This window comes from Streptomyces sp. MAR4 CNX-425 (assembly GCF_048656465.1).
Classification (GTDB): Bacteria; Actinomycetota; Actinomycetes; order Streptomycetales; family Streptomycetaceae; genus Streptomyces.
In genome coordinates this window covers 118,397-131,321 of sequence record NZ_JBMDLF010000010.1, presented here as the reverse complement: position 1 = coordinate 131,321, position 12,925 = coordinate 118,397, and the positions used below count along the sequence as shown (strand labels likewise).

At 73.6% G+C, this 12,925-nt stretch carries 14 protein-coding genes and 1 pseudogene; 5 read left to right on the top strand and 10 right to left on the bottom strand.

Annotation, left to right across the window (positions count from 1 at the left end; all coding sequences use genetic code 11):
• Window positions 1-14: 14 nt before the first annotated feature.
• From ACHZ99_RS25750 to ACHZ99_RS25740, 3 genes and pseudogenes are all read right to left on the bottom strand, one after another.
• On the bottom strand, window positions 15-602 hold the full coding sequence (locus tag ACHZ99_RS25750; protein WP_420307123.1) for a hypothetical protein: 588 nt from the start codon (window positions 600-602) through the stop codon (window positions 15-17).
• 108 nt (window positions 603-710) lie between these two features.
• Window positions 711-1,148, bottom strand: a pseudogene (locus ACHZ99_RS25745) (metal-dependent transcriptional regulator); the annotation flags it as partial.
• An 8-nt stretch (window positions 1,149-1,156) separates the two neighbouring features.
• Entirely contained in the window at window positions 1,157-1,726 is a 570-nt protein-coding gene (locus ACHZ99_RS25740; protein WP_420307122.1) for a YbhB/YbcL family Raf kinase inhibitor-like protein, read from the bottom strand.
• A gap of 106 nt (window positions 1,727-1,832) precedes the next feature.
• Here ACHZ99_RS25740 and ACHZ99_RS25735 point away from each other — a divergent pair, with 106 nt between their 5' ends.
• Together ACHZ99_RS25735 and ACHZ99_RS25730 are read left to right on the top strand one after the other, a co-directional pair.
• A complete protein-coding gene (locus ACHZ99_RS25735; RefSeq protein ID WP_420307311.1) occupies window positions 1,833-2,495 on the top strand; it encodes a GntR family transcriptional regulator in 663 nt (220 codons plus the stop codon).
• Window positions 2,496-2,653: 158 nt separating this feature from the next.
• Window positions 2,654-3,949, top strand: a complete 1,296-nt coding sequence (locus ACHZ99_RS25730) for a glycosyltransferase family 4 protein (RefSeq protein ID WP_420307121.1) — start codon at window positions 2,654-2,656, stop codon at window positions 3,947-3,949.
• On the opposite strand, the gene ACHZ99_RS25725 is transcribed toward ACHZ99_RS25730, so the two are convergent.
• Both ACHZ99_RS25725 and ACHZ99_RS25720 read right to left on the bottom strand, forming a co-directional pair.
• Window positions 3,930-4,178, bottom strand: coding sequence for a DUF397 domain-containing protein (locus ACHZ99_RS25725; RefSeq protein ID WP_420307120.1), 249 nt, complete (start codon window positions 4,176-4,178; stop codon window positions 3,930-3,932). The two genes, ACHZ99_RS25730 and ACHZ99_RS25725, sit on opposite strands and share 20 nt — an antisense overlap.
• The gene (locus ACHZ99_RS25720) at window positions 4,175-5,011 is read right to left on the bottom strand and encodes a helix-turn-helix domain-containing protein (protein WP_420307119.1); all 837 of its coding nucleotides are present in this window, start codon (window positions 5,009-5,011) and stop codon (window positions 4,175-4,177) included. Before ACHZ99_RS25720 ends, ACHZ99_RS25725 begins: the two co-directional genes overlap by 4 nt.
• 180 nt (window positions 5,012-5,191) lie before the next feature.
• Between ACHZ99_RS25720 and ACHZ99_RS25715 the strand changes: the two genes are divergently transcribed.
• Window positions 5,192-5,596: an ATP-binding protein gene (locus ACHZ99_RS25715; protein WP_420307118.1), complete on the top strand. Its 405-nt coding sequence runs from the start codon at window positions 5,192-5,194 to the stop codon at window positions 5,594-5,596.
• A gap of 36 nt (window positions 5,597-5,632) precedes the next feature.
• The gene (locus tag ACHZ99_RS25710) at window positions 5,633-5,941 is read left to right on the top strand and encodes an NIPSNAP family protein (protein ID WP_420307117.1); all 309 of its coding nucleotides are present in this window, start codon (window positions 5,633-5,635) and stop codon (window positions 5,939-5,941) included.
• Between the two features lie 539 nt (window positions 5,942-6,480).
• Here ACHZ99_RS25710 and ACHZ99_RS25705 read toward each other — a convergent pair.
• Complete coding sequence (locus ACHZ99_RS25705; protein WP_420307116.1) at window positions 6,481-7,362, bottom strand: LysR family transcriptional regulator; 882 nt, start codon at window positions 7,360-7,362, stop codon at window positions 6,481-6,483.
• 127 nt (window positions 7,363-7,489) lie between these two features.
• Here ACHZ99_RS25705 and ACHZ99_RS25700 point away from each other — a divergent pair, with 127 nt between their 5' ends.
• Complete coding sequence (locus ACHZ99_RS25700; protein ID WP_420307115.1) at window positions 7,490-8,908, top strand: MFS transporter; 1,419 nt, start codon at window positions 7,490-7,492, stop codon at window positions 8,906-8,908.
• 24 nt (window positions 8,909-8,932) lie between these two features.
• On the opposite strand, the gene ACHZ99_RS25695 is transcribed toward ACHZ99_RS25700, so the two are convergent.
• From ACHZ99_RS25695 to ACHZ99_RS25680, 4 genes are all read right to left on the bottom strand, one after another.
• Window positions 8,933-10,183, bottom strand: a complete 1,251-nt coding sequence (locus tag ACHZ99_RS25695) for an MFS transporter (RefSeq protein WP_420307310.1) — start codon at window positions 10,181-10,183, stop codon at window positions 8,933-8,935.
• A gap of 244 nt (window positions 10,184-10,427) precedes the next feature.
• Entirely contained in the window at window positions 10,428-11,603 is a 1,176-nt protein-coding gene (locus tag ACHZ99_RS25690) for a methyltransferase domain-containing protein (RefSeq protein ID WP_420307114.1), read from the bottom strand.
• Window positions 11,603-12,577, bottom strand: coding sequence for an ATP-grasp ribosomal peptide maturase (tgmB, locus tag ACHZ99_RS25685; RefSeq protein WP_420307113.1), 975 nt, complete (start codon window positions 12,575-12,577; stop codon window positions 11,603-11,605). Before tgmB ends, ACHZ99_RS25690 begins: the two co-directional genes overlap by 1 nt.
• The gene (locus ACHZ99_RS25680; protein ID WP_420307112.1) at window positions 12,577-12,915 is read right to left on the bottom strand and encodes a hypothetical protein; all 339 of its coding nucleotides are present in this window, start codon (window positions 12,913-12,915) and stop codon (window positions 12,577-12,579) included. The genes tgmB and ACHZ99_RS25680 overlap by 1 nt, the downstream gene beginning before the upstream one ends.
• Window positions 12,916-12,925 lie beyond the last annotated feature (10 nt).

The following is a 12,925-nucleotide window of genomic DNA, read 5'->3' as shown; positions in this document are numbered from 1 at the left end:
AGGAGCCCGGCGCGCTAGGCGGCGCGGGGCGGCTCCTGGGGGCGGTCGGAGGGAGGCTCCACCTCGCCCTGTCCGCGCTGCCCGCCCTGCCGTGGCCCGCCGGTGGCGGAGACGGAACGGAGGCGGGTCCCGGACGTGGTCTCCTCCGCGGGCGGGGTGAGCGGGTGGCGGTGCTGCTTGCCCCAGACCACCGCGCCGATCAGCATCAGCGCGGAGCCGATGACGGCGTTGGCGGCCCCGATGTCCAGACCGGTGCCCTGGGTGTTGATCTCCAGGCCGCCGACCAGCTGGCTCTGCCGGAGCATCCACAGCGCGGTGATGCCCAGCGCCAGCACGCCCGCGAGGAGGACGAAGCCGCGCGAGCGCGTCAGCGTCCCGTAGAGGGCCAGCAGCGCGGCCACCGCCATGGGCAGGAAGAGCGACCCGAAGAACTGGGCCCGGGTGCCCGAGATGCCGTCGAAGACGTCGCTCAGCTGGTAGTGCCGCCCCTCGCGGCCGTTGTACCAGGGCAGCCAGGCACTGGAGACCACAGCCGCCGCGCCGATCAGCACGAGGACGGATCCGGCGACGTAGCGCTTGTTGCCCGCGGTTCTCTGCAGCATCTTCGTCTCGCCTCCGATGCCGTAGTCCCCCACTCGACGCTACGCCCGGACGACCCCGTTCGCGACCGGTGGCCGCGCGCCGGGCAGCCGGTCGGCGGCGCGGTCGGCTGGGTCGGCGGGGTCGGGTCCGCCGAGTTCCTCCAGGCCGGGGATCGGGTCGCCGGAGGGCGAGTGCGTCGGGTGCCGGAGCAGGGTGAGGAGGCGGCGTTCGACGGCCTCGCTCATCACGTGCTCCCAGCGGCGGGCCTCGGCGTGGACCCGCTCCCGCTCCAGCCCGATCACGTCGACGAGCAGGCATGCGGCGAGCCGGTTCTTGCGTACCACCCGCGTGGCGAGCCGCCGGCCCTCCGGCGTCAGCACCAGGTGCCGGTCGCCGGCGACGCGCAGCAGACCGGCGCGCTCCAGCCGGGCGACGGTCTGGCTGACGGTGGGGCCGCTCTGGCGCAGCCGCTCGGCGATGCGGGCGCGCAGCGGGACCACGCCCTCCTCTTCGAGCTCCAGGACGGTGCGCAGGTACATCTGCGTGGTGTCGATGAGCCGGGACATGCGGTGGGTCACCCGCCGGTTTCCGCGGTGGCGGTGTCGGCAGGGGCCGTCTCCGCGGTGGCCGTCAGGACCGCCCGGGCGAGGGTGTGACCCGCCATGGTGAACCCGAGGACGGCCGGGGTGGCGTCGGCCGGGACGCCGATGGAGTCGACGTCGAGGGCGTGCACCACGGTGAAGTAGCGGTGCGGGCCGTGCCCCGGGGGCGGCGCGGCGCCGAGGTAGCGGGCCGCGCGGGCGTCGTTGGGCAGTTGGAAGGCGCCCTCGGGCAGGCCCGCGCCGGCGTCGTCCCCGGCCCCGGCGGGGAGTTCGGTCACGGTGGCGGGTATGTCGGCGACCGCCCAGTGCCAGAACCCGGACCCGGTGGGGGCGTCGGGGTCGTAGACGGTGACGGCGTAGCTCCGGGTGCCCTCCGGGGCGCCGCTCCAGGACAGCTGCGGGGAGACGTCCTTCCCGCCGGGCACGCCCGAGATGCCGGAGAGCTGCTCGGGCGGCCAGGCGGCGCCGTCGGCGACGGAGGCGCTGGTGACGGCGAAGGAGGGCGCCTCGGGGAGGCGGGCGAAGGGGTCGTTGGCGCACATGGTCGTTCCTTTCCGGCCGCCGCGCGGGCGGCCCGTCTCTTATCTGAATCGACCATAACACAGATAATCGATTATCTGCCGAGCCGTCTACGATGGCGCCATGGCGATGCTCTCCGAACAGGTCTACGCACAGCTGCGCGACGCGATCATGCGCGGCGACCACGCCCCCGGCACCCCCCTCAAACCGCACGACCTCGCCAGGGAACACGGCGTCAGCCTCGCCGTCGTCCGCGAAGCCCTGGTCCGGGTGGTCGGCGACGGCCTCGCCGACCGCCTCCCCAACCGCGGCTTCGCCGTCCCGGCCCTCTCCGACCGCCGCTGGCAGGAGATCCAGGAGGCCCGCCGGGCGGTGGAGCCGGTCGTGCTGCGCATGTCCGTCGAACGCGGCGACATCGACTGGGAGGCGCGCGTACGAGCCGCCCACCACCGCCTGGCCCGTACGGAGCCGTACGCGCCCGGGGAGGGCCCGTACTACACCGAGGACTGGGCGGAAGCCCACCGCGTCTTCCACCGCACCCTGCTGGAGGGCTGCGGCAACCCCGTACTCCTGGAGACCTTCGACCGGATGTGGACCGCCAGCGAACTGGCCCGCCGCTTCTCGGCGCACCACGGCCCCGCCCGCGACGGCATCGCCGAGCACCGCCGGCTGGAGGAGGCGGCCCTGGCCCGCGACGCCGACACCGCCGCCGCCACCCTGGCCCGCCACCTCACCGACACCGCCGCCGCCCTCACCCCGGACCAGGACTCCGCCGCCCACGCGGAGCCCTGACGGGGGCGCCGGGGCGGATCACGGGCGAGGAGGGGAGCGGACGGGGGCCAGCCCGGTTCGCACCGTCTGAACCGAAACGGCGCGTACGGCGAAGAGCCAATGGGAGGGACGGGGCGACAGCGGCCCGTTCGACTGGAACTGGGGGGCACGGACCGCGCATGCGCATTTCATTCCTGCTGCACAACACGTACGGCATCGGGGGCACCATCCGTACGACCTTCAACCTCGCCGAGGCCCTCGCGGAACGGCACGACGTCGAACTCGTCTCCGTCTTCCGGCACCGCGACGAACCCCTCATGGGGCGACCGGCCGGCGTCACCATCCGCAGCCTCGTCGACCTGCGCAAGCGCAGCCCGGACTTCGCCGGCGACCTGCCAGACCACCGCCGACCCGCCCGGATCTTCCCCCGCGGCGACGGCCGGTACGGGCAGTACAGCAGGCTCACCGACGACCGCATAGGCGCCCACCTGCGCACCGTGGACGCCGACGTCGTCGTCGGCACCCGCCCCGGGCTCAACGTCCACATCGCCCGCCAGACCCGCCGCGGCCCCGTCCGCATCGCCCAGGAGCACCTGACACTCGACGGCCACCGCCACCGCCTCAGCAGCGAACTCGGTTTCCGCTACCGCCTCCTGGACGCCGTCACCACCGTCACCGAAGCCGACGCCCGCGCCTACCGCACACGGCTCCGGCTCCCCGGCGTCCGCATCGAGGCCGTCCCCAACAGCGTCCCCAAGCCGGACATCGCCCCCGCCGACGGAAGCGGAAAGGTCGTCGTCGCGGCGGGCAGGCTGACCCGGGTCAAGCGCTACGACCTACTGGTCGAAGCCTTCGCCAAGGTCGTCGCCGCCCGCCCCGACTGGAGCCTGCGGATCTACGGCAGCGGCGACCGCACGGGCAACGAGCGCGGCGCGCTCACCGAACTCATCGCGGACCGGCAGCTGGAGAAGCACGTCTACCTCATGGGCAACGCGCACCCCCTGGAACCGGAGTGGGTCAAGGGCTCCATCGCCGCCGTCACATCCGACAAGGAATCCTTCGGCATGACGATCGTCGAGGCGATGCGCTGCGGGCTGCCGACCGTCGCAACCGACTGCCCGCACGGCCCGGGCGAGATCATCAAGGACGGCGTGGACGGCCGCCTGGTCCCGGTCGGCGACGCCGACGCCGTCGCCGACGCCCTCCTGGAGCTGATCGAGGACGACGACCTGCGCCGCCGCACCGGAGCCGCCGCCCTCACCGCGTCCGCCCGCTTCGACCCGGCCCGCATCGCCGCCCGCCACGAGGCGCTCTTCACCGAACTCGTCGAACGCGCCGCGGCCGACGGCCCACGCGGTCGAGTACGAGACCTGGCGCTGCGCTGCCGCGGCACGGCCCACGGCAGCGCCTACGCCGCCCGCGACCTGGCGGCCGCCGTGGCACGCCGGGTGCGGGCTACCGGGTCGAGGCGGTAGCGGCGAAGGCGGTGAACGCCTGCCAGGCGTCGGCGGAGAAGGTGAGGGTGGGGCCGTCGGGGTCCTTGGAGTCGCGGACGTGGATGGCGGTGGGGGTGGCGGCGACCTCGACACACTGGCCGCCGTCAGGGCCGCTGTAGGACGACTTGCGCCAGTCGAGGGCGACCTCAATGCATTGCCCGCCGTCGCTGCCGCTGTAGCTGCTCTTGAACCAAGCCAGCGTGCTCATAGCTCTCCCAGGATCTTCTCGACGAGTTCGAGCGATTCGCGAGGCGTCAGCGCCTGCGCCCGGATGATGCCATACCGCCCCTCGATCTCGCGGACCGTTTTCCGCTCCACGATCAGTTGGCTGGTGCCCTGCACCTCCACGTACGCAATCCTGCGCTGGTCCTCCGTCTCAAGCAAGGCCAACGGCCCTGCCAGCCCCGCGTGTTCCTCACGGTCCGTCGGCATCACCTGGATCTCGACGTTCGGTCGTCGCCCGACCAGAAGGAGGTGCTCCAACTGGCCGCGGAGCACACCCTTTCCACCGATCGGCCGTCGCAGCACGGTCTCTTCCAACACGAAGCTCAGCATCGGCGGGGGCTTCCGGTCGAAGACCGCCTGCCGGTCCAGCCGGGCCGCCACCCGCCGCTGGATGGTGTCCTCATGGACCGGCGGACGCTGCTCGCCCAGGACCGCGCGGGCGTACTCCTCAATCTGCAGCAGACCGTTGATCACCTGCGAGTCGTACACCTGCAACTCCACCGCATCCTTCTCCAGGGCCGCGAAGTCCTCGAAGAACGCCGGGTACCGCGCCCGCGCCACCTCCTCCTTCATCGCCTTCAGTAACCCACCCGCCTCCAGCGCCACATCCACCTGGTCGATGTACTCCGGCCGCGGGATCCGCCGCCCCTGCTCCACCGCCGCGACCAGGTCGAAGCCGTAGCCGATCCGTTCGGCGAGTTGCCTCTGCGTGATCCCGAGTCGCTCCCGCAGGATCTTCTGCTGCCTGCCGAAGGTTCTGAGGATCCCCGCCCCCTCGTCCGCTACCGGTCGACTCGGACGCTCAGATTCCGCCATACTGACCTACCTCCCCATTGGCGCCACGTGACACGTACAGCACTCTCCGTAGTTGCCGTACGCCTGGCCAGGCTATTCGCATCAGCGGCACCGTGGGGCCGTATGGAGCCCCCAACGATTGCACGAGAAGCGGAATGCGCCCCCAGCGCGCAACCGACCGCGCTCGCCCGGACGTTCGCCATGCAGTTCACCTCCAGCCGCCGTGGCGCCCGCCTCGCCCGGCTGCTCGCCGTCCGGCGGCTGGAGACGTGGGGGTATCCCCCGGGCCGCGCGGTGTCGCTGACCGTCGAGACGGTCGTCGCGGAGTTGTGCGCGAACGCCGTACTCCACGGCCGGGTCGCCGGGCGGGACTTCCACCTCGCGGTGCGGCTCCGCGTCGACGGGCTGATCCGTGTCGAGGTGGCCGACGCGCGGCGGGAGCGGGTGCCGGTGCTGGGGCGTGCGGACGCCGGGGATGCCGAGTCGGGGCGGGGGCTGCTGCTGGTGGAGGCACTGGCGGAGCGGTGGGGGGTGGCGGAGCGCAGAGGCGTGGGAAAGATCGTGTGGTGCGAGATCAGTACGGAGCCCGCGCGCCGGGGCACGTAGGCTGCGGTCCGGGAGCGACGACTCGGGAGGACTCGGATGCCCAGGACCACCCAACTACGCACCTACACCGTCCGAGAGGGCCTGCTCGATGAGTGGGTAGAGCGGTGGCGTACGGAGATCGTGCCGCTGCGCCGGGAGTTGGGTTTCAGTATCGGCGGCGCTTGGGTGGACCGGGAGCGTAGCCAGTTCGTCTGGCTCATCTCGTACGACGGCCCGGAGTCGTTCGCCGAGCGGAACGCCCTTTACTGGGCCTCGCCGCGGCGCAAGGCAATGGATCTCGATCCGGACGAGTACCTGGTGCGTACCGAGGACCGCACGGTCGAGCCGGTCGACCTGTCGTCCTGATCACGGGTTCGGCAGCATGTGGTGGCGTCTCTCGTCGGCGCTGAGAACGCGGAAGACCCGGCCGCGCGCCTCCGTTGCCACAGCACCACTCGCCCCCGCGCCGCCGCCACCGGGTACCGGGCATCGGGCACGACACCCTTCGCACCTCATCTGCGGCGGGCGACGCGATCTCAACCACCCCCCGGAAACACCGTCGCGGTGCTCCCTGCCCCCTGCATCTGGTCCTCCACCCCTGCCTGACTCACCACCCGCGACGGAATACGCCCCCAGCGCGCAACCGACCGCGCTCGCCCGGACGTTCGCCATGCAGTTCACCTCCAGCCGCCGTGGCACCCGCCTGGCCCGGCAGCTCGCCCCCCGCACGCACGTACGCCCACCCCGGTGCCGCCCACCCCCGCACCGGGTGCCGCCCCACCCGCGCCCCGGCGCCGACGGGGAGTCCGCTGCCGCGACCAGCACCGGGTTACCCACCGGCCTCCCCCACGTCCGTGATCCCCCCACCGGACCCGTCCGGCGGCGGCCTGCGCCGCCTCGCCGGGTCACGCCTGGGAGACGGCGTACAGGAGGGTGCGTACCGGCTCCTCCGTGCCGCGGGGCTTCCGCCAGACCAGCCGCAGGTGCAGCGGCGGCGTCGCCACGTCGAGGGCCACCAGCCGGCCGCGGTCGAGGTCGTCGCGGACGGCGAAGTCGGGCAGGACGGCGACGCCGCGGCCGGCCGCGACCCACTCGCGGACCTGCGCGAGGCCGCCGGCCGCCGTGAGGTCGACGTCGGGGCCGAGCCAGCGGCGCGTCGCCATCCAGAAGGAGCAGCGGGACTCCCGCCCGACCAGGGACGTGCCGTGGCGGATGTCGGTCTGGGTGACCGGTCGGCCGGCGAGGGGGTGGCCCGGGCGGGCGACCGTCGTCATCGGGACCTCGCGGAGGTCGAGGTGGTCCAGTGCGGCGGCCGGGACGGGGTAGCCCAGGTCGCCCACGTCCGGGCCGGTGTCGAGGAGGACGGCCGCGTCGAGTTCGTCGCGTTCGAGGGCGGTGAGGAGCCGGGTGCGGTCGGGTTCGGGCCTGAGGGTCGCGTGGAGGTGCGGGTTCCGGTCGGTGAGGCGTACGAGGACGGCGGGCAGGAGGGTGTCCGCTACGGAGGACTGCGCGCCGACGGTGACGGTTGTCGGTGGTTCGGTCAGGCGGTGGGCGGCGGCGTCGAGGGCGGCCACGGCGGCTTCGGCGGCGGCGAGGTAGGCGCGGCCCGCGGGGGTGGGGTGCATGCCGCGGCGGTCGCGGGTGAACAGGCGGGCGCCGAGGTCGTGCTCCAGGCGGCGTACGCGGTCGGAGACCGAGGACGGCGCCAGGCCCTCGGCGGCGGCGGTCCGGTTGACGGTGCCGTGGCGGAGGAGCGCGACGGCCGTCCGCACGTGGTCGAGGTTCACATCACGCGAGCGTACCGCCGGGTGTTCGGGTTTCCCGAACGGCGCGTGCGGGGGAGCCGGTCGAGCCTCCCGGCCGGGGCCGGCGACTCTGGCCCCCCGCCCCCTTCGCTACCGCTCTGGAGTCCTCGTGGCCACTGCCCCGGCTTCCGTACGTCCCGCACGCGGCACCCGCGCCGCCCTGGCCGGCGTCTCGCTCGCGTACTTCATGGTGCTCCTCGACACCACCGTCCTGGCCGTGGCCGAGCCGGACCTGATGGCCTCCCTGCACACCGGCGTGATCGGGGTCGGCTGGGCCACGACGACGTACACGATGGCGCTCGCCTCCGCCCTCGTCCTCGGCGGCGGGCTGGCGGACCGCTTCGGCGCCGGCCGGGTCTTCGGCGCCTGCTGCGCGGGGTTCGGGGTCGTCTCGCTGGGCTGCGCGCTCGCGCCCGGGCTGGGGGCGCTGCTGGTGTGCCGTACGGTGCTGGGGCTGCTGGCGGCGGGGGTCGTCCCGGCGTCGATGGCGGTGATCGCCGCGCTGTTCCCCGAGCCGGGGGCGCGGACGCGCGCGATCGGGGTGTGGGCGTCGGTGAGCGGGGCCGCGATGGCCGCGGGGCCGGTGCTCGGCGGGTGGCTGGTGGAGCTGTCCGGCTGGCGGGCCGTCTTCGTCGTCAACCTGCCCGTCGCCGCGGTCGTGCTGTTCCTGTGCCGGGGCCGGCTGCCCGTCGCCCCGCATCGCCGGCCGCTGGACCCCGTACCGCACCTGGGGCTCATGGCGGCGCTGGCGGCCCTGACGCTGGCGGTGACGGAGGCCGGGCACGGGCGCTGGGGGACGTGCCTGCTGTCGGCGGCCGGGGCGGTCGCGTGCGCGGTCGTCACCGTCCGGGTCGACGGGCGGTCGCGCGCCCCGCTCGTCCCGGGACCGCTGCGCCGGAACCGGCCCGTGTGGGCGGCGTTCGGCTGGGGAGCGATCGTCAACTACGGGCTGACCACCGTCCTGTTCGCCGTCCCCCTGGCCCTGCACGAGGACGCCCTGGGCACCGGGCTCACGCTCCTTCCGATGACCCTGCCCATCGCTCTCAACCCGCTGGTGACGGCGCGGCTGGCCGCCCGCTTCGGGGCGCTGGTCCCGATCCGGCTCGGGCTGGGGGCGCTGGCGCTCGGGCTGGCGGGGACCGGTGCCGCGCTGGCGGGCGGGCAGCAGCGCGGCGTGCTGGGGTGCGGGCTGTTCGCGTGCGGGCTCGGGGTCTCGTGGTGCCTGCCGGCGCTCGTCGGCTACGCGGTCGGGCACGCCCCGGCGCGTACGGCGGGGTCGGTGGGCGGCATCCTCAACGCCACCCGCCAGGTCGGCGCGACCCTCGGCGCGGCGGTCGCGGGCGCGGCCCTGGCGGTACGGGCCGGGAGCGCGGCGGAGGGCGCGGCCGGGGGCGCCTGGGTGGCGGCGCCCTTCGCGGGCGCCTGCGCGCTGTGCGCGGCCGGGCTCGCCGGCGCGCTCGCGCGCCGGGGCGGGGGCAGCGGGCGGGACCGGACCCGGGATCGTGAGCGGGACCGTACGGCCCCGTGAGCGACCCGGCAGCGCACGGCGCGCTCAGGCCGCCGGCACCGGCCGGTCCTCCTCCGCCCGTCCGTGCCGCAGCACCAGCGACATCATCGCCGCCAGCGCGCACAGCCCGCCCGACGCCAGCCACACCATGTCGTACGTGCCCGTCACGTCCCGTGCCACGCCGCCCAGCCAGGCCACCAGCGCCGCGCCGATCTGGTGGGAGGCGAGGACCCAGCCGAAGACGATCGCGCTGTCCTCGCCGTAGTGCTCCCGGCACAGCGCGAGCGTGGGCGGGACGGTGGCGACCCAGTCGAGGCCGTAGAAGACGATGAAGAAGATCATCGGCGGGTGGATGGACGGGCCCAGGAGCAGCGGGAGGAACATCAGGCTGAGGCCGCGGAGCCCGTAGTAGACGGCCAGCAGGCGGCGGGCGTCGTAGCGGTCGGTGAGCCAGCCGCTCGCGATGGTGCCGATGACGTCGAAGACGCCGACGACCGCCAGGAGCGAGGCCGCCACGGTGATGGCCATGCCGTGATCGTGGGCGGAGGGCACGAAGTGGGTGCGGATGATGCCGTTCGTGGACGCGCCGCAGATCGCGAACGTGCCGCAGAGCAGCCAGAACGTACCGCTGCGGGAGGCGTCGCGCAGGACGCGCAGCGCGCGGGCGGCGGCGCCGTGCTGGGGCGGGGGCTTGGGGACGAACTCCGCGGCGCCGTACGGGGCGAGGCCGACGTCGGCGGGGTGGTCGCGCAGGAGGAGCCAGACGAAGGGCACGGCGGCGGCGGAGACCAGCGCGACCGTGACCGTGGCCGGGCGCCAGCCGTGGGACTCGACGATCCACGACAGCAGCGGCAGGAAGACCAGCTGGCCGGAGGCGGTGGCGGCGGTGAGGATGCCGGTGACGAGGCCGCGGTGCTTGACGAACCAGCGGTTGGTGACGGTGGCGGAGAAGGCGAGGGCCATGGAGCCGGTGCCGAGGCCGATGAGCAGGCCCCAGTAGAGGATCAGCTGCCAGCTGGCGGTCATCCAGTGGCTGAGGAGGGCCCCGGTGGCGATCATCACGAGCGCCGCGGCCACCACGCGGCGGATGCCGAAGCGGTCCATGAGCGCGGCGGCGAAGGGGGCGGTGACGCCGTAGAGGGTGAGGTTGACGGAGGCGGCGAGGCCGATCGTGCCGCGGGACCAGCCGAACTCGTCGTGAAGGGGGCCGATCAGCAGGCCGGGGAGGGCGACGAAGGAGGCGGCGGCCACGACGGTCGCGAAGGTGACGGCGGCGACGAACCAGGCGCGGTGCACGCGGACACGGGCTTTCCGGACGGGCGGGTTCGTCGCGGACGCGGTCGTCGCGGACGCGGTCGTCGCGGGCGCGTCCGTCGCGGTCGTCGGTGTCCCGGTCTCGGGTTCGGGCGCGGCTGAGGGCGGCGGTGGCTGCGTCACCCGTCGAGCATCGCCCGGGGGCCACGGGCGGACGAGTGGCCCGAGGGCCAAGGTGTGCAAGGATCGGGCCAAGCGGGCCAAGCCCGACAGCGGCCGTTGTCTGCTACGAGATCCAGCGGTGGACCCGCCCGCCGGGGGCGGTGTAACTCACGGTCTGCTCGTGCGCGGTGGCCTCGATCGTGAACCACTCGCGGCGCGGCCGGTTGAGTTCCCGCCACAGCCTGTGGGCGGCTTCGACCGGTTCCCACAGGTCGCGCGGTCCGCGGGTGGCGACCCTCGGCGGCGCGTCGGGCATGTCGTCGACGCGGGTGGCGGAGCCGTCTGCGGGGTCGTACAGCGTGGTGGTGTGGAGCCCGCCGTCGTTCTGCCCGTAGGCGCGGACGACGCCCGCGGGCAGGTGGAGCTGGGCGAAGAAGGAGAACGTCCAGTCGTCGAGCACGCGGGCCGAGAGCCCGGAGTCCCTCGCGGGGCGGTGACCCGGATCCGGGACGGAAGGCAGTTGCTCGGCGGCCTCCGGGCCGCTGCGGAGCGGCATGAACGCGGCGGGCGTGTGCAGGACGTGCCCGACTGCTGCGCCGCCGGCGACCTTCGTCAGACGGGCCACCATCCCCCCGGCGAGCGCCCCCCTGACCGGTACGACCAGGACACCGCCGGGCCGCAACCGCGCCAGCCACGCCGGCGGGATACGGCGTACGGAAGCCGTGGCGATGACCCGGTCGAACGACGGGCCGCCGGGAAGCTCCCCCGCACCGTCGCCGCGAACGACGAGCGGGGCGAACCCGGCCGCGCCGAGCCGGCTGCGGGCCTTGCCGGTGAGGGCTGCGCTGCGGTCGACGGTGGTGACGTGCTTGTCCCCGGCGAGGAAGCACAGGATCCCGGCGTTGTAGCCCGTCCCCGTCCCGGCTTCGAGGACGTCGTGCCCCTCGTCCACGTCGAGGGCTTCGAGCATGTCCGCCATCAGGCTCGGTGCGGTCGAGGACGACGTCGGGGCCCCGGTGAGCCCGTCGGGCGTCGCGTCCTCGGCATGGACACCGTCCACTTCGGTGATGAGGGAGTCATCCGCGTAGACCGCGTCGAGCCACACGTCCGGATCGCCGTCCGCGAGGCGCCATGGAAGGAACCGCTCACCGTCGCGGCGGTAGAAGGCAGGCACGAAGGAATGCCGCGGAACGTTGAGGAAGGCACCCGCCACGCGCGAGGACAGCACCACGCCGCCGCGGTCGATCTGCCGCGTGAGAGCGACGCGCGCAGCGAGGGCACGCTGTTCGTCGATGACCATCACCCGCCGGTTCCCTCCAGGTAATCGCAGATGGCGCCCGTGATCGGCAGTCCGGTCGCCTGCTCGATGAATCCGTACTGTCCGCTCGGGTTCACTTCGAGGAATCGCCATTCCCCCTCTGGAGTTACCACGAAGTCGAAGGCGCCGTACGGCAGTCCGAGGCGGTCGAGCATGGCCAGGACCCCGGCCGCCACGTCGGGCGGCGGCTCGCAGATCCGGTAGGTGTGGCTGTCGTAGTCGCTGCGCCAGTCGATGCGGCCGGCTGCGGATGCGGCGTGGATCTCGGCGGCGAAGATCCTTCCGCCGACGGCGGTCAGCCGGACCTCGTGGGCCTTGGGCACCCACTCCTGGAAGAGGTGGGCGGTGGTCGCGATGTCCGGGTGCGGAAGGTCCTGGGGCTGGACGAGGCTGGTGTACACGGCGACGGTCTGCCCACGTCCGGGCACGGTGCCGCGCACGGGAAAGAACGGCTTGTACACGACGGATCCGCCGATCCGGTCGGCGAAGTCGCGCGCGGCCTGGGGGTCGTTGGTGATGAGGGTCCGGGGGACGTCCAGTCCGGCTTCCGCGGCGACACGCAATTGGAGCGGCTTGTACTCCGCGTCGGCCGCGCTTCCCGGCGGGGAGAGCCATCGGCAGGGCAGGGCCGCCAGCAAGCCGCCGAAGCCCCGGCGGGCTTCGGTTTCGGCGATGCTGCGCGCCTCCGGGGACATCTCCTCAGGAAACTTCGGGCGGGCGGGACGCCGATAGTAGACGGAACGGACCGAGGCCAGGTCGAGGGTGCGACGCGCGTTGGCCAGCGTGCCGTCCCAACGGTCCCCACTGAGGTTCGCGGCGAGCGTGAGCCTCAGCGGGAACTCGGCCATGTCCGCCCGGAAGACGGGCACGGCACGCCGGTTCAGCTCCTCGACCACCAGATCACACGTCGGGTCGAAGCGACCCGCCAGGACGAGAACCTGTCCGGCGCCTGTCATCAGTCGTCGCTCGGCCCTGGGTCGTCCGGGGCGTCCATCTGCCCCGAAGGCTGCGTGGGACCGTAGGTCTTCGGTGGGTTCCTGGTCATGTAGACGCCGGGTGGCAGACCCTCGTATGTGCCGGTCTGCGTGTCCTCGTCGTACGCGACATCGGCCGGCAGGATCCCGCCGTTCGTGTGGACCGGGACAAGGAACCGGAACGCGAACGGCGAGGGGCCGTCGCCCACCGGCAACTGCGGCAGGGCCGCGGCGCCGTCGGTGCTCAGCGGCAACCGCGTTTCCGGTATGTCGAGCGCCACGCCGGCGGGGCGGCGCTCCTCCATCCTGGTGGTGGACATCGTCTCTCCT